This window comes from Pseudoflavonifractor sp. 524-17 (assembly GCF_009935845.1).
Lineage (GTDB): Bacteria > Bacillota > Clostridia > Oscillospirales > Oscillospiraceae > Pseudoflavonifractor_A.
The window spans coordinates 60,873-81,122 of record NZ_QWEK01000013.1 but is presented as its reverse complement, the minus strand read 5'-3'; the positions used below and the strand labels follow the sequence as shown (position 1 = coordinate 81,122).

General features: G+C 63.7%; 16 protein-coding genes. 6 read left to right on the top strand and 10 right to left on the bottom strand.

The annotated features are described in order from the left end of the window. Positions 1-48: 48 nt before the first annotated feature. A complete protein-coding gene (locus tag D1159_RS05330; RefSeq protein ID WP_202620938.1) occupies positions 49-447 on the bottom strand; it encodes a hypothetical protein in 399 nt (132 codons plus the stop codon). Positions 448-470: 23 nt separating this feature from the next. Beyond that, positions 471-1,967, bottom strand: a complete 1,497-nt coding sequence (gltX, locus tag D1159_RS05325; protein WP_202620949.1) for a glutamate--tRNA ligase — start codon at positions 1,965-1,967, stop codon at positions 471-473. Between the two features lie 239 nt (positions 1,968-2,206). On the opposite strand from gltX, the gene D1159_RS05320 reads away from it, so the two are divergent. From D1159_RS05320 to D1159_RS05295, 6 genes are all read left to right on the top strand, one after another. Continuing rightward, on the top strand, positions 2,207-2,815 hold the full coding sequence (locus tag D1159_RS05320) for a hypothetical protein (protein WP_161844646.1): 609 nt from the start codon (positions 2,207-2,209) through the stop codon (positions 2,813-2,815). Between the two features lie 19 nt (positions 2,816-2,834). Next, a complete protein-coding gene (locus D1159_RS05315) occupies positions 2,835-3,575 on the top strand; it encodes an acyl-ACP thioesterase domain-containing protein (RefSeq protein ID WP_161844645.1) in 741 nt (246 codons plus the stop codon). An 18-nt stretch (positions 3,576-3,593) separates the two neighbouring features. After that, positions 3,594-4,427, top strand: coding sequence for a 4Fe-4S binding protein (locus tag D1159_RS05310; RefSeq protein ID WP_161844644.1), 834 nt, complete (start codon positions 3,594-3,596; stop codon positions 4,425-4,427). A gap of 43 nt (positions 4,428-4,470) precedes the next feature. Further along, positions 4,471-4,755: a DUF1905 domain-containing protein gene (locus tag D1159_RS05305; protein WP_161844643.1), complete on the top strand. Its 285-nt coding sequence runs from the start codon at positions 4,471-4,473 to the stop codon at positions 4,753-4,755. 72 nt (positions 4,756-4,827) lie between these two features. Continuing rightward, on the top strand, positions 4,828-6,303 hold the full coding sequence (gene guaB, locus D1159_RS05300) for an IMP dehydrogenase (RefSeq protein ID WP_161844642.1): 1,476 nt from the start codon (positions 4,828-4,830) through the stop codon (positions 6,301-6,303). Positions 6,304-6,381: 78 nt separating this feature from the next. Beyond that, positions 6,382-9,750 (top strand): PD-(D/E)XK nuclease family protein, encoded by a 3,369-nt coding sequence (locus D1159_RS05295; RefSeq protein ID WP_161844641.1) that lies wholly within the window; start codon positions 6,382-6,384, stop codon positions 9,748-9,750. An 80-nt stretch (positions 9,751-9,830) separates the two neighbouring features. Here D1159_RS05295 and D1159_RS05290 read toward each other — a convergent pair whose 3' ends face one another. From D1159_RS05290 to D1159_RS05255, 8 genes are all read right to left on the bottom strand, one after another. Beyond that, entirely contained in the window at positions 9,831-10,433 is a 603-nt protein-coding gene (locus tag D1159_RS05290) for a cytidylate kinase-like family protein (RefSeq protein WP_161844640.1), read from the bottom strand. Between the two features lie 116 nt (positions 10,434-10,549). Next, the gene (gene addA / locus D1159_RS05285) at positions 10,550-14,164 is read right to left on the bottom strand and encodes a helicase-exonuclease AddAB subunit AddA (protein ID WP_161844639.1); all 3,615 of its coding nucleotides are present in this window, start codon (positions 14,162-14,164) and stop codon (positions 10,550-10,552) included. 74 nt (positions 14,165-14,238) lie between these two features. Continuing rightward, the gene (locus D1159_RS05280) at positions 14,239-15,456 is read right to left on the bottom strand and encodes an LL-diaminopimelate aminotransferase (RefSeq protein WP_161844638.1); all 1,218 of its coding nucleotides are present in this window, start codon (positions 15,454-15,456) and stop codon (positions 14,239-14,241) included. Beyond that, positions 15,440-16,243, bottom strand: coding sequence for a diaminopimelate epimerase (dapF, locus tag D1159_RS05275; RefSeq protein ID WP_161844637.1), 804 nt, complete (start codon positions 16,241-16,243; stop codon positions 15,440-15,442). Before dapF ends, D1159_RS05280 begins: the two co-directional genes overlap by 17 nt. Before the next feature lie 69 nt (positions 16,244-16,312). Beyond that, positions 16,313-16,840, bottom strand: a complete 528-nt coding sequence (locus D1159_RS05270; protein ID WP_347563636.1) for an ANTAR domain-containing protein — start codon at positions 16,838-16,840, stop codon at positions 16,313-16,315. Positions 16,841-16,879: 39 nt separating this feature from the next. Then, a complete protein-coding gene (locus D1159_RS05265) occupies positions 16,880-17,830 on the bottom strand; it encodes a patatin-like phospholipase family protein (protein WP_161844635.1) in 951 nt (316 codons plus the stop codon). A 61-nt stretch (positions 17,831-17,891) separates the two neighbouring features. Then, positions 17,892-18,506, bottom strand: a complete 615-nt coding sequence (locus tag D1159_RS05260) for a hypothetical protein (RefSeq protein ID WP_347563635.1) — start codon at positions 18,504-18,506, stop codon at positions 17,892-17,894. Between the two features lie 42 nt (positions 18,507-18,548). Continuing rightward, positions 18,549-20,114, bottom strand: a complete 1,566-nt coding sequence (locus D1159_RS05255; protein ID WP_161844634.1) for an NAD(P)H-hydrate dehydratase — start codon at positions 20,112-20,114, stop codon at positions 18,549-18,551. Positions 20,115-20,250 lie beyond the last annotated feature (136 nt).

Here is a 20,250-nt window from a genome sequence, read left to right as displayed (position 1 = left end):
TGGCCGCTTTGCCTGGGTTTTATTTGAAAATGCTCCTGGCGCCGCTTTTTATTCCATTACCATGGTATACTCCTCGTCTTCGTCTTCCTCACACAGTTCAGCGTAAAACCGCTTTCCAATCAGGGTTCTCAGCCGTTGGATATCGGACAGATGAGAGGAGCCGAATTCCTGGTAGCAAATCACCTCGCTGGCCTCGTTCAAAGCGTCGTAAAAGTCGGTGACGTAGACGGAAAACTCGTCCAAAATGCCCTCAATGGGGATCTGGGTCAGATTTCTGGGGGAGGCGTCCTCTTCCCCAAAGCACTCCGGCTCCATCTCAAAAGAGAGAGAGGTGACGTAAATTTCCTTGTCATCATAAGGCGACTTGGTCTTATAAACGCCCGCTTCGATCGCTTGAAAACCGGCGCTCTTATACTTTTCCGGCGTATAATTCCTGAAGTTCTTCACATAAATCCCCCCAGCGCTCTTTTTTATCCCTGTTTCGCCTGTCTCAGCTGCTCTATCCCCGCCTGAATCCGGCGCAGGGCCTCCTCCTTGCCCAAAATGTGGCACAGCTCCACCGCGCCGCCGGGGGTCACCGCCTTGCCGGACAGAGCGGTACGCACCGGCCAGAGGATGCGGCCGTTTTTCAGCCCGTGCTTGGCGGCCAGATCCAGCAGGCCGTCGTGGAGGGCGCCGTACTCCCAGCGGTCCATGCCCTCCAGCACAGGCAGAACCAGCTCCAGGGCCTCCAGCGAGTTGCCCTCGTTGGTCTTCATCTTCTTATGGCAGTAAAGCTCGTTGCCGTAGGAGGGCAGGGCGTCCAGGAAGTCCACCTGGGGGGCGATGTCCAGCCAGGTCTCGCACCGGGGCTGAACCAGAGGCGCCACCAGGGACAGATCAATCTCCGGATTCTTCACCGCCTCTTTCAGATAGGGCAGGGCCCCCTGATAGAACTCCTCCGCCGGCAGGGCGCGGAGATAGCTGGCGTTAAAGTACTTCAGCTTCTCCAGGTCGAAGATGGCGGGGGATTTGGAGATACCGCCAGTCTCGAAGATCTCCGCCAGATCCGGCAGGGTGAAGAACTCCCGCTCGCTGTACGCCCCCCGGGGGGACCAGCCCAGCAGGGTGACATAGTTCACCACCGCCTCAGACAAAAAGCCCATGGCCAGAAGATCCTCGTAAGAGGGGTCCCCTTTCCGCTTGGACATCTTGTTATGGGCGTCCCGCATGACGGGAGAGCAGTGGAGATAGGCCGGCAGCTCCCAGCCGAAGGCCTGGTAGAGCAGGTTGTACTTGGGGGTGGAGGACAGGTACTCGCTGCCGCGCACCACATGGGTGATGCCCATCAGATGGTCGTCGATGACGTTGGCAAAGTTATAGGTGGGCAGCCCGTCGGATTTGATCAGCACCTGGTCATCCAGGGTGCTGTTCTCCACGGTGATCTCCCCAAATACCCCGTCCACAAAGGTAGTGCTCCCCTCCGCCGGGATCTTTTGGCGGATCACGCAGGGCACGCCCTGGGCCAGCTTTTCATCGATCTCCGCCTGGGAGAGATTGCGGCAGCGGCCGTCGTAGCCGCCCAGCCCATCCGCCCCGTGGAGGGACTCCAACCGCTCTTTATCGCAGAAGCAGCGGTAGGCGTAGCCTTTTTCTATCAGCAGCTGGGCATATTTTCCATAAAAATCCCGGCGCTCAGTCTGGATATAGGGCCCCACCGGTCCGCCCACGTCGGGACCCTCGTCCCAGTCCAGGCCGCACCTGCGCAGGGTCTTGTAGATGACATCCACCGCGTCCTCCACCAGACGGCCCTGGTCCGTGTCCTCAATGCGCAGCAAAAACTTTCCCCCGCTGTGCCGGGCGATGAGCCAGGTATACAGCGCCGTGCGCAGGTTGCCCACGTGCATATACCCTGTGGGCGAAGGGGCGAACCGGGTGCGCACCTCCCCCTTTGGGATGCGGGCCTCCATCTCGTCAAACCATTTCATGTCCAATGTTCTCTAACCTCCACATGTCCCGAATTGCATTTATTATAAAAGGTTTGTCCCGGCTTGGCAAGGGGATCGCCGGTTTTCCCTGCGCGTCCTCCCCTTTGCGGATTTGGCAAAACTTTTCCCCCGCCCCAGGTGAATTTTGTCTTATCCCGCCCTGTTCAACCTGGGGAAATCAGAGTATAATAGGAAAACATACACGTCATCTGCTTTCGCATGGAAATGAGGTTTTTGATATGGCGGAAGAAACACGTACCATCGCTTATTTCTGCCCCCACTGCCGCCAGAGTGTGATTTTGGAGCGCACCGTCTTTCAACTCGCTGCCGCTTCCAATGAGCTGCCCTGTCCCTGCGGGCACTCCGCCCTGCGCATTGCGCTCACCGGCGGACAGGTGCGGCTGGAGGTGCCCTGCGTCTTCTGCGGCAGGGCGCACACCGCCGCCTGTCCCAGTCAGGACTTTCTCCACCGGCGGGCCCTGGCCTTTTCCTGCGGCGCGTCCGGCCTGGACTGCTGCTATGTGGGAGAGGCAGACGCGGTTTACGCCGCCGTCCGCCGGCTGGAGGAGGCGGTGGACAAGCTGGACGCCCAAGCCGCGCAGGCGGGGACCTTTCTGGACGAGCTGGTGATGCACGAGGTTTTGTCTGAGCTGCGGGACATCGCCCAGCGGGGCGGCGTCTCCTGCGCCTGCGGCTGCAAGGAGTGGAAGCTCAGCGTCAATTACAGCTCCGTGGATCTGATCTGCCCCCAGTGCGGCAGCGCCCTGCGCATTCCCGCCGCCACCCAGAGCGATTTGGCAGATCTCTGCTGCAAACAGTCCCTGCAAATTCGGGGCAAACCCCTGTGATCGGGAGGTCAGAGCGTTCATGTTCTTTGAATACCAATACACCGTAAACTCCCGGGATACGGACCCTTTTAATCAGTGCCGTCCCTCCGCCATGCTGGGCCTGCTTCAGGAGGCCGCCACCGAGGCGGCGGTGGCCCTGCATGTCTCCCGGGAGGAAATGCTGGCGCGGCATAACGCTTTCTGGATGCTGGCGCGGATCTGGTACCGTCTGGACCGGCCTCTTTTCTGGGACAATACGGTGGCCATCCGCACCTGGCACCGGGGCGGAAAGGGGGCGTCCATGTACCGTGACTTTGACCTCTTTGTGGACGGCGCCCCCGTGGGGGAGGCCATCTCTACCTGGGTGCTGGCCGGCCAAGACACCCACAAGCTGCTCAATCTCTCCAGGCTGCCGGAATTTCAGGCCACCGGCGGCGGAGCCCTGTGCAAGGACAAAACCCTCACCCGGGTCCGCCTCCCGGCGGATCTGTCCCTGGCGGAGGAGCGGCTGCTCCACTACAGCGACGCTGATGTAAACCGCCATGTAAACAACAGCAAATACGCCGATTTCGCCTGCGACGCCCTCCATCTGGAGGCCTTGGGGCAGGGGAAGTTCGTCTCCTCTCTCCAGGTGGGCTTTCTGGCCGAGTGCCGCCCGGGGGAGATGCTTCAGGTCTATACCGGAGAAGCCGGGGGCGTCTGGTACGCCCACGGTACCGGACACGACGGAAAAAGCCGGTTTGACGCCGCCCTTACTCTGTCAGAGCTGCCGGAATACTAAAAACTATGGGGCATCGGGATGAACAAGAACAGGAAGCGTGACTTTCCTCTGGCCCTCTGGCTGCTTTTTGAGACCGCCGCCGTCATTTTGTGGCTGGCGCTGGACAACCTGTTTTACCTGCTCAACTTCTCCTATATCGGCGCCTGCCTCTCTTTTGGCCTTCTGTTTTACCAGAAGAACATATCCTGCGCCCGCAATCTGGTGCAGTTTGCTGCCGGCCTGTACATGCTGGTCTATCTCGGCGTACTGTGCCGGGAAAATATGCAGATAGAGGGATTTTGGTACTACCTGTTTTTGGGCGTGTTTGAGGCGGCTGTCATCCACTATCTGGCGGCGAAAATCCTCGGCCCCTTTTTCTTCGGACGGGGATGGTGCGGCTACGCCTGCTGGACCGCCATGGTTTTGGACCTGCTCCCCTACAAGACCCCCCAGCGCCCCCGCAGGAAGTTCCAGTGGATCCGCTATCTGGTCTTTCTCACCTCCCTGCTCTTTGTAGGCGCCCTCTTTGTCCTGGGCGTCCCCAACCTGGAGGACGTGCTGTTTTGCAGCTTTCTCGCCGGCAACCTGCTGTACTACGCCGTGGGGATTGCGCTGGCCTTTGCCCTGAAGGACAACCGGGCCTTCTGTAAATATATCTGCCCCGTTACGGTATTTTTAAAGCCGGCCAGCTATTTCTCCCTGCTGCGGATCAAAAACGATCCCCAGCGCTGCCGCTCCTGCGGCAAGTGCAGGCAGGTGTGCCCCATGGATGTGGACGTGCCTGACAACCGCCGCAGCCGCCGCAACGGCACCGAGTGCATTCTGTGCCTGCGTTGTGTGGAGGAATGTCCCGGGAAATCCTTGCACCTGTGAGCACACCCCATTTGATTATAAAATCTGTGGAGAAGATAAGAACATGGCACAGTCTCTGTATCAGTTCAGCGCTGAGATCCACGCCGCCGGGCAAAAAGGCGGCGCCTATGTGGAATTCCCCTATGACATCCGAAAGGAATTTGGAACGGGCAGGGTCAAAGTTCACGTGACCTTTGACGGGATCCCGTATGATGGAAGCATTGTAAATATGGGCGTAAAAAATCCCGACGGCAGTATCTGCTATATCATCGGAATGCTGAAGGCCATTCGGGAACAGCTGAACAAGTCCCAGGGAGACCAGGTAGAGGTGACGGTCCGCCCGCGGTAAATCCGCCCTTGACAAGCGCATGCTAAGAGAGTAGAATAGGAAAAATTTTAGAGTAATAAAGGAGATGCATTTATGGTCAACACGGACGCCAGAGAGAAGTTTACCAAGCAGGGACTCACTTTTGACGACGTACTCCTCGTCCCGGCGGAGAGCGACATTCTCCCCGCGGACATCGACCTGTCCACCCAGCTTACCAGAAAAATCAAGCTGAACATCCCCTTGATGAGCGCCGCCATGGACACCGTCACCGAGTACCGTATGGCCATTGCCATCGCCCGGGAGGGCGGCATCGGCATCATCCACAAAAATATGTCCATCGGCGCCCAGGCCGAGCAGGTGGACATGGTGAAGCGCTCGGAAAACGGCGTCATCACCAACCCCTTCTGGCTGGCCCCCGGCCACACTTTGGCCGAGGCGGACGAGCTCATGGCCAAGTACCGCATCTCCGGCGTGCCTATCTGCGACAATGGAAAGCTCATCGGCATCATCACCAACCGGGACATGAAGTTCGAAACTGACATGAATCAGCTTATCGACAACGTGATGACCAAGGAAAACCTGGTCACTGCCCGGGAGGGCATCACCTTGGAGGAGGCCAAGGAGATCCTCCGCCGCCACAAGATTGAAAAGCTCCCCCTGGTGGACGATAAGGACAATCTCAAGGGCCTGATCACCATCAAGGACATCGAAAAGGCCGAGGTCTACCCCCACTCCGCCCGGGACGAGAAGGGCCGTCTGCTGGTGGGCGCCGCCATCGGCGTTACCAGCGACGTGCTGGACCGGGTGGCCGCCCTGGTGGAGGCCGGCGCCGACGTGCTGGCTTTGGATTCCGCCCATGGGCACAGCCATAATATCATCGAGTGCGTCAAGCGGATCAAGGCCCTTTATCCTGATGTGCAGCTCATCGCCGGCAACGTGGCCACTGCGGAGGGCACCCGCGCCCTCATCGAGGCGGGGGCGGACTGCGTGAAAATCGGCATCGGCCCCGGCTCTATCTGCACCACCCGGGTGGTGGCCGGTATTGGCGTGCCCCAGATCACCGCCGTCTATGACGCCGCCTGCGTGGCCGCCCAGTACGGTGTGCCCGTCATCGCCGACGGCGGCGTGAAGTATTCCGGCGACATCGCCAAGGCCATTGCCGCCGGCGCCAACGTAGTTATGCTGGGTTCTCTGCTGGCCGGCTGTGAGGAGTCCCCAGGGGATACCGAGGTCTATCAGGGCCGCCAGTTCAAGGTCTACCGGGGCATGGGTTCCCTCGGCGCCATGGCCAAGGGCTCTAAGGACCGGTATTTCCAGGAAAACAACAAAAAGCTAGTCCCCGAAGGCGTAGAGGGCCGGGTCCCTTACAAGGGACTGACCAGCGAGACCATCTATCAGCTTATGGGCGGCCTGCGGGCCGGTATGGGCTACTGCGGCTGTCCCACCGTGGCCGATCTCCAGAGCAAGGCGCAGTTTATGCAGATCACCGCCGCCGGCCTGCGGGAGTCCCATCCCCACGATATCTATATCACCAAAGAGGCCCCCAACTACACCCTTAATCCCCAATAATCGCTTCTCAGGCCGTTTGGGCAGGCTGCGCCTGTTCAAACGGCCCTTTTTCTTCTCGTTACATAAGGAGGAATGGCCATGCTGACACTGCTGCTTGGCCGGTCCGGAACCGGCAAGTCTACCCATCTGCTCCGCCGCATCAGAGACAGCGGGGACCGGCGGCCCCAGGTACTCATTGTACCGGAGCAGCACTCCCATGACAGCGAGCGGCGTCTGTGCGCCCTGGCCGGCAACCAGGCTGCCCGGTATGGGGAAGTCCTCTCTTTCACCCGGCTGGCCGGGCGGGTCTTCTCCGTCCACGGCGGGCTGGCCGCCCCCACGCTGGACGCCGGCGGCCGGCTGCTGTTGATGTACACCGCCCTGAAAAACGTATCTGATCAGCTCACTTTATACCGGCGTCCCTCCCGCAAACCGGCGTTTCTCTCCGGCCTGCTGTCCACGGTGGACGAGCTGAAGACCTGCTGCGTCTCGGCACGGCAGCTCTGGATTGCCGGGGAGGACGCCCCCGGCGGCGAGGGGGACAAGCTGCGGGACATCTCTCTGATCTACGGCGCCTATGAGGCGCTCACCGCCCAGCAGGGAGCCGATCCCCGGGACCGGATCACCCGGCTGGCTCAGGCCCTGCTGGACAGCCGCTGGGGAGCGGGGATGGACTTCTATCTGGACGGCTTTACCGACTTCACGCCCCAGGAGCGGGAGGTAATCGACGCTCTGCTCTGCCAGGCCGCCTCTGTCACTGTGGCGCTCACCTGCGACCATCTGGAAGAGACCGACGGGGGCTGCGGCATTTTCTCCCCTGCCCGGCGCACCGCCCGGCAGCTGATCCGTTTGGCCCAGAACCGCCGCATCCCCGTCCAGGAAGAGGTCCTCTCCCAGCCCAGCCGGGACAAGGCTCCCTCCCTGGCCGCGGTGGAGGCGCAGCTCTTCTCCCCCTGCCCTGTCCCCCACTCCGCCGGCTGGGAGGGATTATCCCTCTATGAGGCCGCCGCCCCCTACTCTGAGGTTGAGTATGCCGCGGCAGAAATCCTCCGCCTGGTCCGGGAGGAGGGCCTGCGCTTCCGGGACATTGCCGTCACCGCCCGGTCTATGGAGACCTACGGCCCCCTCATTGAGACTGTCTTTTCCCGGTACGGCGTCCCCGTCTTTCTGGGACAGATGAGCGATATTTTACAAAAACCTGTCCTGGCCCTCATCACCGCCGCCCTGGATACGGTAGCCGGCGGGTACCGGTATGAGGATCTGTTCCGCTGTCTCAAAACCGGACTTACCAGCCTCACCGATGAGGAGCGGGATCTTTTGGAAAACTACGTCTTAAAGTGGGACATCCGGGGCAGCAAATGGACCCAGACCGGGGACTGGACCATGCACCCAGAGGGCTACGGCCTGCCCTGGGAGGAGCGCCACACCGCCCTGCTGGCACAAATCAACGCCCTGCGGCGGAAGGTTGTCACCCCGCTGGAACGGCTGCGCACCGGGGTGGAGCCCACCGGACGGGGACGAAGCATCGCCCTGTATCTGTTCATGGAGGACATCGGCCTGCCCCAGCGCCTGGCGGAGCGGGAGGAGGCCCTGCGCCGGCGGGGTGCGCCCGCCTTAGCCGACGAATACCGCCAGCTGTGGGACATCCTCTGCGGCGCTTTGGAGCAGTGCGCCCGCATTCTGGACGGCCTGCCCATGGAGCAGGAGGAGTTCGCCCGGCTGTTTTCTCTGGTGCTCTCCCAATACAGCGTGGGCGCCATTCCCGTCTCTCTGGACCGGGTCAACGCCGGCGAGATGCCCCGGCTGGCCCATAAATCCTGCCGCGCCCTCTTCCTGCTGGGGTGCGACGACGCCAGTATTCCCCAGGCCGCCCCCTCCCCCGGCCTGCTCAACGACGACGACCGGAGCCTGCTCGCCTCCTACGGGCTGGAGCTGGCCCCCGCCCTGTCAGGCAAGCTCTACCGGGAGATGACCATTATTTACGAAACCTTGGCGCTGCCGGACCGGCATCTGTCCATCAGCTGGCCCGCCGCCGGCACGCAGGGGGAGGAACGCCGGCCCGCCTTTCTGGTTGGCCGGCTGTGCGGCCTGTTCCCCGGCCTGCGCCCTGTGCGTGAGGCGCAGCTGATGGGCGCGTTTCGCCTGGCCGCCCCACATCCCGCGCTGGAACAGGTCGGACGGTTTCCCGCTGTGCGCGCCGTTCTCCTCCAGTTCCCCCAATACGCCCCCCTGGTCGCCCGGATGGAGCGGGCCGCCGCCCTGGAGCGGGGGCATCTCTCCCCCCGGGCCGTTCAGGCTCTGTATGGTCATCTGGTCCCCATGTCCGCCTCCCGGATGGACAAGTATAAGTCCTGCCACTTCTCCTACTTCATGCAGTACGGCCTGAAAGCCAAAGCCCGTCAGGCCGCCGGCTTTCGCGCCCCGGAATACGGCACCTTTGTCCACTATGTGCTGGAGCATGTGCTGAAAACGCTCACCCAGGACGGGACTGTCCCCATTCCCAAGCCGGTGGACCCAGACGCGCTTCACGCCCTGGTACGGGAGACGGTGGACCGTTACACCACCCAGGAGCTGGGCGGACTGGAACAGGAGACCCCCCGCTTCCGCTATCTCTTCCGGCGGCTACTCAAGTCAATTTACGCGGTAGTGGACAATGTGGTGGACGAGCTGTCCGCCTCTGACTTCCAGCCCATCGCCTTCGAGCTGGGCTTTGGCCGGGACAAAGATCTGCCTCCCATCCAGCTCACCGCCGGCGGAGTGACCGTCAGTGTCTCCGGCTTTGTGGACCGGGTAGACGGCTGGATCAAGGACGGCAAGCTCTATCTGCGGGTAGTAGACTACAAGACCGGACGGAAATCCTTTGATCTCACAGACATCTGGAACGGCCTGGGTCTTCAGATGCTGCTTTACCTCTTTACCCTCAAGGAAGAGGGCCGGATGTATTTTCAGCGGGAGATTGCCCCTGCCGGCGTGGTCTATCTCCCCGCTCGGGACGCAGTAATCAAGGGCAGCCGCTCTATGACCCAGGCGCAGCGGCGGCAGGCGGTGGACGCGGAGCTCAAGCGGCGGGGCCTGATTCTGGATGACCCGGAGGTTCTGTCCGCCATGGAACATCCGGGGCCGGAGGGCATCCGTTTTCTCCCGGTGCGGGTATCCTCCAAGACCGGGGCCATCTCCGGCGACGCGCTGGTCTCCGCCGCGCGTTTGGGCCGGCTGGAGCGGCACATCAACACTACCCTGCACGCCATTGCGCAGGAACTGGCCGCCGGCAATATCGCCGCCGATCCCTTCTGGCGGGGTCCGGAGCACAATGCCTGCCAGTGGTGCGACTACGCCGCCGCCTGCCACTTCGAGGAGGGGCGCGGCGGGGACCGCATCCGCTATCTTCCCTCCGTCAAGAATCAGGCGTTCTGGCGCAGCTTAGAGCAGCAGCCCCCGCAAGAACCCTCCGATGGCGGGAATCCGTAGGGCATAACCGCCGGGTATGCCACAGCACCTCTTGAGCTTCCCTGCAAAAAGGCCCTCCAGCCGCGGCTGGAGGGCCTTTTTTATTTCCCGCTTAGCTCCCCATCCAGGGACAGGGCGGCAGTTTGGATGACTTTTACCGCTTGCTCTACGCCAATACGGGTGTTGACGCACAGATCATAGTTGGACATATCTCCCCACTTTTTCCCGGCAAAGTGGCTGTAATAGGAGGCCCGGTACCGGTCCTGGCGGTTGATATGGTTCTCCATGTGGACCGCCTCTACCTGATAAGTCTCCCTCACCCGGCGGACCCGCTCCGCCATGGGGGCGGAGACAAATACCCGCAGACAGCTGGGAAATTCGTCCAGTACATAGTCGGAGCACCGGCCCACAATCACACAGGGACCCTGCATCGCCGCCTCCTTGATGATCCTGGACTGGGCGATAAACACCTGATCCGGCAGGGGCATGGTCTGGGTCATGCTGTACAGGTCAAAGATAAAGCTGCCGGTAGGCTTGCTCTCCATCTGACGGATATACTGCTCCGTCAGGCCGGTCTCCTTGGACACCTTCTGGATGATCTCCTTGTCATAAAAGGGAATGTTCAGTACCTCAGAGAGTCTCTGGGCCACAAGCCGGCCGCCGGATCCATACTGACGGCTGATGGAAATCACAACATGTTTCATAAGGCTACCTCCCCACATATTCCATCTGGCGGGTTACTTTATTATAGCATGTTTCCGTCAATTTGTCTATATTTTTCGCAATAGAAACCTCTGTTTTGTGCAGTCAGTCAGAGGAGTCACACCTCAATCCCGGCATTCTGGGCAAAGAACCACAGCACCCGGCGGACCACCGGCCGGCCGGTGATCTCCTCCAGCGCCCGGCCGTAGGCCATGAGCTGGGGGCGGTACTCCGCCGCCCGGGCGGCAAGATTCTCTCTGCGCACCTGGTCGGTTTTGAAGTCCACCACGGTAATCCCCTCCAGCGTCTCAAAAAAGCAGTCGATGACCCCCTGAAGCAAGACCTGTTCCCCCGCGCCCGCCCCCGGAAAGTAGTCCGCCGCCGGGGTCAACAGGGAGAATTTGAACTCCCGCCGCAGGGTGGGGGATTGGCGTACCTCCCGCCCCAGAGGGGAGGCGAAAAAGGCGGCAATCCGCTTCACATCCACCGCCTTCCCCTGCTCCGGGGTCAGAAAAGCGCTGCGCACCAGGCGCTCCACCTCCCGGCTCACCTGGGCGGCGGAGCCCGTCTGCTGAAAGTCGATAAACTGCATGGCCAGGTGGAGGGCGGTGCCCTTCTGGGCGGGAGTGAGGCCGAATTCCTCCTCCGCGAACCGGGGACGGCGCAGGGTTGGACGGGTCTCCTGTGGAACTGCACCGGCCGCAGCCGGATAGGTGTCCTCCGCCACCTCGTCATCCAGATTTCTCCCCTTGAGCTGGGTTGCTGTCAGCTTGGAGGGCAGCTCTACATCGCCGCTGTGGGGGTAAGTCCAGGACAGCCGGGCTGCCAGCTCCGGGCCGGCGGGGGACTCCTCCTCTCCCGGCTCCTCCACCCGCCGTTCCAACGGTGGCCGGGACAGGGCGGCGCCCTTCACCCAGCGGATATCCCAGGGCGGGCCGAACTGGGCCCCAACGTGGGGCAGTGCCTCCGCCCCAGCAGCAGTGAATAAGGGATGTGCCTCCGGCCGGGCCAGGACGGCCAGCAGCACCCACTGTCCCACCGTCTGGCACCCCGCCAGGGCCTGGGGCTCCACGGGACAGCCCGCGTCCGAGACCAGCTTTGCGACGTCCCTTCCCCCGCCGGTGAGGGCTACGGATAGGATCAGCTTCTCCTTTGCCCGGGTCACCGCCACGTAGAGCAGCCGCAGCTCCTCCGCCATCATCTCGTACTCCACCTGCCGGGCCACCGCCTGCCGGGCCAACGTGGGGTACTCCACCATTCGCTCCGTGTCCAGCCGCTTGGGTCCCACCCCCAGCTTGGGATGGAACAGAATGGGCCGCATGGTGTCCTCCCGGTTGAGCCGGCGGGACAGCCCGCACAACAGCACCACCGGGAACTCCAGCCCCTTGGAGCGGTGGATGGTCAGAATGCGCACGCCCTCCCCGCCGGAACCGGTGCTGGGCGGGGCAATCCGCTTCCCCTGTTCCCGCAGGCGGGTCAGGTAAGACAAAAATCCAAACAGCCCCCGGTGCCCTGCTCCCTCAAACTTCCGGGCCAGCTCGGACAGGAGCAGCAGGTTGGCCTGGCGGGTTTCTCCGTCCGCCATGGCGCCAAAAATCCCCATCAGGCTGGTGCGGTCGTACAGGTGCCAGATCAGCTGGTAGCAGCTCCGGTCCACGGTACCGAAGCGCAGCTCCTCCAGCTCGGCCAGGAAGGCGGCGCTGTCCCCGTCCCCCGCCGCCGCCCCGGCGGCAAGGGCGTCGTAAAAATCTCCCTCGGGACAGCCCGCCCGGAGCAGGGACAGGGCGTCGGCGCTGAAGCCGTATACCGGTGAGCGCAGCACGGAGATCAGAGGTACATCCTGCCGGGGGTTGTCGATAATCTGCAGCAGGGACAGCGCCACCTGCACTTCTGTGGCGTCAAAGAAATCCCCGCTGCCCTCCGCCTCCCAGGGGATGCCCCGCTCCCCTAGGGCCCGGGCATAGTGGTGAAGCACGCCCCCTGGGGAGCGCATCAAAATTACAATATCCCCGCTGCGCACCGGCCGCAGCCCTCCCGCCCCATCGGAGACGGGGAAGCCCTCGTCCAAAAGCTGCCGGATCCGCCTGGCGGCGGACCGGGCTTCCTGGAGGTCCTTGGACACTTTGGCGGCCTGCTCCTCCGGCTGAGCCTCCCCCTCGTCCCCGCCCTCCGACAGGTCCAGGGCGTCCAGCTCCACGGCGCATGCCTCCCGCCAAGGCAGCGTACCGCCGGTGTAGAGCGCCTCCTCCGCCCGGTAGTCCATCTCCCCCAGCTCCTCGCTCATCAAATTGCGGAAGAGGAAATTGGCGCCCTCCAAAATCTGCTCCTGAGAGCGGAAGTTTTTGGAGAGGATCATCCGCCGCGCCTCTCCCTCTCCCGCCTCTGCCGCCGGACGAAAGCGGCGGTATTTCTCCAAAAAAATCGTGGGGTCCGCCAGGCGGAACCGGTAGATAGACTGCTTCACATCCCCCACCAGGAAGAGATTGCGCCCCCTCTGGGACAGGGCGGAAAAGATGGCGTTCTGCACCTCGTTGGTGTCCTGGTACTCGTCCACCATGATCTCGTCAAAGCGGACAGACAGCTGCTCCGCAAGGGGGGTGGGGCCCTCCCCGTCCGCCAGCAGGGCCACCGCCATATGCTCCAGGTCGGAGAAGTCCAGCACGCCCCGGCGCTGCTTTTCCGCCTGGTAGGCAGCCTCAAAGTCCGTCACCAGGGCAAACAGCCCCCGCACCGCCGGGCGCACCGCCGCCAGATCCTCCAGAAGGGCCTGGCTTGGGTCGGCAAAGCCCTCCGCCAGCTTTTCCATCCGCTTTTTGCACCGGGCCCGCAGTTCTTTTATCTGCAAAAATTCCGGCAGATCCGCCGGCGCGCTTTTTCGCCCCGGGGTGGGAAACGGGATGGGAAGCGCGGCTCGGGTCTGGTCCCAGCCCTGCTTTGTCCCCGCCAGGAGGGCCTGCAGGCCCGCTATGGTGGCGCAGAGACTGGGGGCGTAGTTGCGCTCAACCGCCTCATCGCAGGCGCACAGGTCCAGCGCCCGGGTCATCTGCCCCAGCCAGTAGCCCGCCTGCCGGGCGGCGTCCTCCAGCAGCAGACGGCCCCACGCCGTCTCCCCCGCCTCGGAGATGCCCTCCAGGGCGAAAGCGGCCTCCTGCCGGGCCAGCCACCGCTCCGGACGTGGGTGGCTCTGCACTTTGTTTCGGATATGCAGCACAATTTGGGCCAGACGGCTGTCGTCCCGCCCGGCAGACATGGTGTCCACCAGCTGCGTAAAGTCATCACCCGGGGCAATCGTCTCATAGCGCTTTTCCAGCACATCGGTGAGCACCTCCCCCATGATGAGGACGGCCTCGCTCTCGTCCAGCAGACGAAAATCCGGATTTATGTCCAGCAGGTGGCCCTGCTCCCGGAGCAGCTGGGCGCAGAAGGCATGGATAGTGGATATCTGCGCCTTGTAGACCAGGGTGGACTGCCGCCGCAGGTGGCCGTCCTCCGGCCGGCCCGCCAGGCGCTGGCCGATCTCCTCCACAATCCGGGCCCGCAGCTCCGCCGCCGCCGCATTGGTATAGGTAATAATGAGAAACTGGTCCACATCCAGCCCCTCCCGCTCCACCCGGTCCAGCAGGCGCTCTACCAGCACCCGGGTCTTGCCGGAGCCGGCCGCCGCCGATACCAGCAGCGTTCCCCCGCGGTTCTCCACTACAGCCCGCTGCTCCTCTGTCAGCCGCACCCCCATATGCGCTCCCCTCTCTTCTGTATGTGTATGAAACAGGGGCGGGAACGCCCCGCCCCTTGGCTTCAAGCCTGCCGTTACAGAATCTGTTTGATCCGCTCCACGGCCTCCCGGGTGGCCCCAGTCTCGCCAAAGCCGGTGAGGCGGATGTACCCCTCCCCGCTGGGGCCGAAGCCCGCGCCGGGGGTAGTGACCACGTTGGCCTGGGTGAGCAGCCGGTCAAAGAACTCCCAGGAGCCCATACCATCCGGGGTGCGGGCCCACACATAGGGGGAATCCACCCCCCCGGACACAGTAAGGCCGGCGGCAGCCAGGCCGTCCCGGATAATTTTTGCGTTGTTTTGGTAGCAGGCAATCATCTCCCGCACCTGGGTCTGCCCTTCCGGGGTGTATACCGCCTCTGCACCCCGCTGAACTATATAGGGCACGCCGTTGAACTTGGTACACTGGCGGCGGTTCCACATGGCGTTCAGGCTGGCGCCTCCCCGCTCCAGGGCCTTGGGCACCACCGTATAAGCGCAGCGGGTGCCGGTGAACCCGGCAGTCTTGGAGAAGGAGCGAAACTCAATGGCGCAGGTCTCCGCCCCAGGGATCTCAAAGATGGAGTGGGGCACGCCGGGCCGGGTGATGAACGCCTCATAGGCCGAGTCGAACAGGATCACCGCCCCGGTCCGGTTGGCGTAATCCACCCAGGGCTTGAGCTGATCCCGGGTGGCCGCGCCGCCGGTGGGGTTGTTGGGGAAGCAGAGGTAGATCATGTCCACCGGCTCCTGGGGCAGCTCCGGCAGAAAGCCGTTTTCCGCCGTACAGGGCATGTAGACCAGATTGGTCCATTTGCCCGCCTCCTCATCGAAGTCCCCCGCCCGGCCGGACATGGCGTTGGTGTCCACGTACACCGGGTAGACCGGATCGCACACCGCCACCTTGTTGTCCGGGCCGAAGAGATCCACGATGTTGCCGCAGTCGCTCTTGGCCCCATCGGAGACAAAAATCTCCTCCGGCTGGATATTCACCCCTCTGGCCTGGTAGTCCTTCTCCGCGATGGCATTGCGCACAAACGCATACCCCTGCTCCGGCCCGTAGCCGTGGAAGCGTCCCGCGTCCGCCATGTCGTCCACCGCGGCGTGCATGGCGGCGGTCACCGCCGGCGGCAGGGGGCGGGTCACGTCGCCGATGCCCAGCCGGATGAGTTTCCGCTCTGGGTTGGCCTCGCTGTACGCCGCCACCCGCCGGGCAATTTCAGAAAACAGATAGCTCCCAGGCAGCTTTAAAAAGTTTTCATTGATCTGAACCATTGTCATACTCTCCTTCGTATACGGTCACAGCCGGACCGGTCATATAAATTTCCTTATCTTTCGGCCAGAAAATCCTGAGATCGCCGCCGGGGAGACTGACCACCGCCTCCCGCCGGGCCCGCCCGGCGGACACCGCCGCGGCCAGCGCAGCGCACGCCCCGGTGCCGCAGGCCAAAGTCTCCCCGCTTCCCCGCTCCCACACCCGCACACGCAGGTGGTTGGGGGAGGCTACTTCCACAAACTCTGCGTTTGTCCGGTTGGGAAAGGCGGGGTGGCGCTCAAACTGAGGCCCCAGGGTTTTTAGCGCCATACGCTCAATCCCGTCCCAAAAGACCACCGCGTGGGGGTTGCCCACGGACACCGGCGTCACCCGATAAGCGGCCTCCCCCACCTCCAGAATCTGCTCCGGCGCCACCGCCGGCTCTCCCATATCCACGGTGGCTGCGGCGACCTGTCCGCCCTCCGTCTGGAGCCACAGCCGCCTTATTCCGGCCAAGGTCTCCACTGTCAGCTCCCGCTTGGGCACCAATCCCTTGTCGTACACAAATTTCCCCACGCAGCGGATGCCGTTGCCGCACATCTCCCCCTCGGATCCGTCGGCGTTGAACATGCGCATTTTCACATCTGCCTGAGAAGAGGGGCAAATACAGATTAAGCCGTCCGCCCCCACGCCAAAGCCCCGGCGGGACATCCGCACCGCCAGCTCCGGCAGATTTTTGGGGGTCTCCTTTGTGCAGTCCAGGTAGACATAGTCGTTGCCCAGACCCTGCATTTTCGTGAACTTCACAAGCGTCCCTCCTTTGAGGAACCGCTGCTTCCGCTCCATCCGCCTGTACAGAATCGGTTCAGCGGTTCCTTAAAAGAGGGCAATCCCCGCCGCCCGCTCCAAGAGGTCCCGGGCGGTCTGAGCCAGACGGAGCCCCTGGTCCATGCTTCGCTTTTGCAGCGCCCGGTGGGCGGTTTCTTCATCCATCCCATATCGCTCCATCAGCCACTCCTTGGCCCGGCGGATAAGCTCCGCCTCCGCCGCCGGGCGGCGGAGCTGGTTTCCCCAGCGCACGGCCTCCCCCACGCCGTCCAGCACGTCTGACCGGCGCAGGGGGGTGGACCGCTTGAACAGGCCCGGGCTGTCCCGGCACAGCACCAGAAGATGCTCCGGCGCCAGCAGCAGCATCCCCGGGCCGTCCCGCAGGTCAAAAAACAGCTCCTCCGCCGTGCCGTCCGGGAACTTATACCCGCACACCACCGCCGCCACCCGCTGCCGGGCCAGCAGCAGCCGGGCCTCGGCGGCGGTGGCGCAGCACAGGACCTGCCGCCCCCCGGCGCTTTCTACCAGCCGTTTGATCTTCTGGGCCGTCCGCTCCTGCTCAAATACCGCCGCCACCCGCTCCAAGGGGTCCGCCTCCTTTTCAGAACACGGAATTTACCAGTCCGCCAGGGCCTCGTAGGCGTCCACCTCTCCCAGCTCCATCCGCTGCCGGGCGTGGGTTCCGGAAAAGTCCAGCGTACCGGTGAGCACCTTTCCCAAATCCCGGGAGGGAATGATATTGTGGATCTCCAGGTCTGGGTACTGGTCCGGATTCACGTAGCGCTCCCCGGACAGATGCACCGCTACAATGGTATTGCAGCTCTCCCGCTCCGCCAAGGGCCGAACCGGCACATTGTCCCCCACGCCGGGAATCCCGCCGTCCCAGTAAAACCCCTTCCCCACCCGGCTGAGGGGGAAGATCATGGGAAGGGCCGCGGAAGCCAGCAAAATCTCCGCCACGCGCTCCTCGCTCTCCCCCCACAGGGGGAAGTACTGGGGTTTCAGATCGGGAATCTTACAGCAGGCGGCGTAGCTGTGGACGGCAGAACGGGCGATCTTCTCCCCGTCCAGGGCGCTGTCCACAATCTCTCTCAGGCCGCCCTGAGAGAAGGCCCCCGCCGCCAGGGCGCTCCGGGCAAAGGGGATCAGCGCCCCGCCCCCCCGGAACAGGGCCCGCCACGCCCCGGACAGTGTCAGCGCCGCCGGCGGCACGGACAGCTCCGCCAGCTTCGGTCCCATCTCCCGCAGCATGGCGGGGATCTCCTTGGGGCAGATGCCCCCTTGGCAGCGCCCCATCAGGTCCGCCAGCTCCTCCAGCCGCTCCATCTGGGGGCTGTTGCCCCGCAGTACGCGGGTGGGGGTGAGCTCAGTCCACACCTGGACCGCCCGCTCCAGGTCCCCCTGGACGAAAAGGGCCGCGTTCAGCGCCCCTACTGACGTGCCGGATACCGCAGTCACCTGCTCCTCCAGCCCAAGCTGCCGCAGGGCTTTCCACACGCCGATCTGATAAGCGCCCTTTCCCCCGCCGCCGGCGAATACCAGACCAATCCGCTTTCCCTCCCCCAAACTGCACCTCCCGCTTTCCATCCTATCTCCTCAGAAATTATATAAGAGGAAAAAAGTGCTGTCAAGCCGGGGCGGGCGTAAGGACAAACTGGTGGAATACGCACTGGATGACGGTAAAGCCGTCCTGGCTGATTTCCCCCCGGAGGAGGGCATGGGTGTCCCCGTGGAACCAGAGCTGTACCTCCGTCCCGGCGCCTGGGGCGGCGTCCGGGTCACGGATGACGGTGTGGAGAACGGTGAGCCCCTCCTGGGTGGACTCCAAGGTACACTGGGCCAGAAATCCCTCCCGGGCAGCGGTGAACAGGGCGGGGACGGCGTCCATGGGGCTGAGTCCCTCGGGATTGAGCGGGCCGGTCTCCACCCGCACCCCGTCGTACTCCAGGGCGGTCTCCCCCGTCTGAAGGCGGGCGGTGACGCCGGCGACCTCCTCCGGCGCGGTGATGGTAAGGGTACTCACCCCCTCTCTGGCCCAATCCACGTCCAAGGCGTACTGATACACTCTCTGGCCGTAGTCGGCGATAATCTCCGCCTGGGCGGCGCAGCGGTCCGCGGCCAGGTACTCGGCCCGGATCCCCAAAGCCAGTTCCTCCGCCTGTCCTCCTCCACTGCCCCCGCCGCAGGCGGAGAGCAGCAGGCACAGGGTTATCATCGGTACATACATCCAACGATGGCGCACGGCAGTTCCTCCTTGTCAACCGCTGGTATTCCCGACTGCGCATTAAAAACAGGGCTGGCCGGCCCCCTCGCACTCCCGCAGCACCTGGGGCAGCCGGGCGATCAGGTCGGAGGGGGTCATGCCGTACTCCCCAATCGCCTGGGCGCACAGGTCGCCGGCCCGGCCGTGGATCCACACCGACAGGGGGACGGCCTCCCGGGGGGGGAACCCCTGGCCCAACAGGGCCAGCAGAACGCCGCCCAGCACGTCGCCGCTGCCCCCTTTGGCCATGCCTGGGTTGCCGGTGGTGTTGACAAATGCGGAAGCGTCGGGAAAAGCGGTGATGGTGCGGTGGCCCTTGAGAACCAGACAGCAGCCGTGGGCCTGGGCAAAGGCCCGGGCGGCGGCCAGCCGGTCCCCGGTGCTGAGATCCCCGCCCACCCGGGCAAATTCCCCATCGTGGGGGGTGAGCACGGTGAGCCGGTCCTGGCGGGCGTCCAGCACATCTATATGCCCCTCAAGGGCATTTATGCCGTCAGCGTCCAAAATGACCGGCATGGGCAAGCCGGCCAGCAGCTGGCGGACCAGCTGGGCACTGTCCGGATCCCGGCTCAGGCCGGGGCCAATCAGACAGGCGCCGCAGCGCTCTGCCAACGCCAGGACAGGCGCCTGTGCCGCCAGGGCCAGGGCTCCTGTCCGGCCGGCTGGAAGGGGGTGGGGCATGGCCTCGTCCAGCTTGACCGCCGCTGCCGGCCATACCGGCTCCGGCACGCCCACCGTCACCAGACCCGCCCCCGCGCGGACCGCCGCCCGGGCGGCCAGCACCGGCGCGCCGGAGTACCCCACGCAGCCCCCCAGCACAAACACCCGGCCAAAATCCCCCTTGTGGGCGGCCCGATCCCGCCGGGGCAGGGAGACGTCGGCGGCACTCACCGAGGACAGCTTGCTGTCCGCCCACAGGAGGAGATCCAGGGGGATGCCGATGTCCGCCACAGTGAGCGCCCCGGAGCGCAGCCCCCCCTCCCCCAGGAAGAGCCCCGCCTTGGGCAGGGAGAAGGTGACGGTGGCGTCGGCCCGGACGCTGTCCCCCAGAATGCGGCCGGTGTCCGCCTCCACGCCGCTGGGGATGTCGGCGGAGACCACCGGCACGTCGCAGGTGTTCATCATCTGGACTGCCAAACGGGCGTCCTCCCGCAGCGGACTGTTCAGCCCAATGCCGAACAGGGCGTCAATCATCACATCCGCATCCAGGCACCACTGGGCGAAGCCGGGGCGGTCGGGGGCAAAATCCTCCAACGTCCCCCCCAGCTCGTTGAGCCGGCGCTCCATCTCCCGGCAGTCGGGGGTCATTTTTTCCCGGCGCCCCACCAGAATAGCCCGGATCTCCCACCCTGCCTCCAGCAGCAGGCGGGCTGCCGCCACTCCGTCTCCCCCATTGTTGCCGGGGCCGCAGAAGCACACCGCCCGCCTGGGCCGGCCTCCATGTCCTCCCCCGCGCTCCGCCAGGGCAATGGCCGCCTTGGCCACCGCGCCAGCCGCCCGCTCCATCAGAACGGCGGAGGGAATGCCCCGTTCGCGGATTGCCGCCCGGTCCATCTCCTGCATCTGCTCCGCCGACGCAATCTTCATAATGGATTCCTCCCCTTTTTCATCATTATCATCCAGCTGCACAGTCAGGTTATTTTATATCATTATAGCCGCAGGGCTGTGAGAAAGAAAGTCTAATTTATCCGTTTAACATTGAGTATTGGAAATGCTTATGTTA

Coding starts and splice junctions, on each gene's coding strand:
- gltX (WP_202620949.1), bottom strand. CDS start 1,967: ATGAAATGGTTTGACGAGATGGAGGCCCGCATCCCAAAGGGGGAGGTG.
- D1159_RS05320 (WP_161844646.1), top strand. CDS start 2,207: ATGGCGGAAGAAACACGTACCATCGCTTATTTCTGCCCCCACTGCCGC.
- D1159_RS05315 (WP_161844645.1), top strand. CDS start 2,835: ATGTTCTTTGAATACCAATACACCGTAAACTCCCGGGATACGGACCCT.
- D1159_RS05310 (WP_161844644.1), top strand. CDS start 3,594: ATGAACAAGAACAGGAAGCGTGACTTTCCTCTGGCCCTCTGGCTGCTT.
- D1159_RS05305 (WP_161844643.1), top strand. CDS start 4,471: ATGGCACAGTCTCTGTATCAGTTCAGCGCTGAGATCCACGCCGCCGGG.
- guaB (WP_161844642.1), top strand. CDS start 4,828: ATGGTCAACACGGACGCCAGAGAGAAGTTTACCAAGCAGGGACTCACT.
- D1159_RS05295 (WP_161844641.1), top strand. CDS start 6,382: ATGCTGACACTGCTGCTTGGCCGGTCCGGAACCGGCAAGTCTACCCAT.
- D1159_RS05290 (WP_161844640.1), bottom strand. CDS start 10,433: ATGAAACATGTTGTGATTTCCATCAGCCGTCAGTATGGATCCGGCGGC.
- addA (WP_161844639.1), bottom strand. CDS start 14,164: ATGGGGGTGCGGCTGACAGAGGAGCAGCGGGCTGTAGTGGAGAACCGC.
- D1159_RS05280 (WP_161844638.1), bottom strand. CDS start 15,456: ATGGTTCAGATCAATGAAAACTTTTTAAAGCTGCCTGGGAGCTATCTG.
- D1159_RS05255 (WP_161844634.1), bottom strand. CDS start 20,114: ATGAAGATTGCGTCGGCGGAGCAGATGCAGGAGATGGACCGGGCGGCA.